This window comes from Jeotgalibacillus marinus (assembly GCF_040801915.1).
GTDB classification, from domain to species: Bacteria; Bacillota; Bacilli; order Bacillales; family Jeotgalibacillaceae; genus Jeotgalibacillus; species Jeotgalibacillus marinus.
In genome coordinates this window covers 1-226 of sequence record NZ_JBFMIA010000335.1, presented here as the reverse complement: position 1 = coordinate 226, position 226 = coordinate 1, and the positions used below count along the sequence as shown (strand labels likewise).

At 65.0% G+C, this 226-nt stretch carries 1 protein-coding gene; it reads right to left on the bottom strand.

Annotated elements, in window-relative coordinates; translation table 11 throughout:
* On the bottom strand, positions 1-226 hold a 226-nt coding region (locus tag AB1471_RS18080), incomplete at both ends, for a peroxiredoxin (protein WP_437342388.1).

Below are 226 nucleotides of genomic sequence, written 5' to 3'. Positions count from 1 at the left end.
CGATCTTGAGATCGTGCTTGTGCTTGAACTTGTCATGGGCGGCCGCGCTGTCGGGCGAAACGCCGATGATGGTCGCGCCGGCGGCGGCGAATTTGGCGCGCAAGCCGTTGAAGGCGATGGCTTCGGCGGTGCAGCCGGAGGTGTCGTCCTTGGGATAGAAGTAGATCACGACCGGCTTGCCCTTGAGATCCCTGAGGCGCGTTTGCCCCCCGCCGTCGGTCGGCAG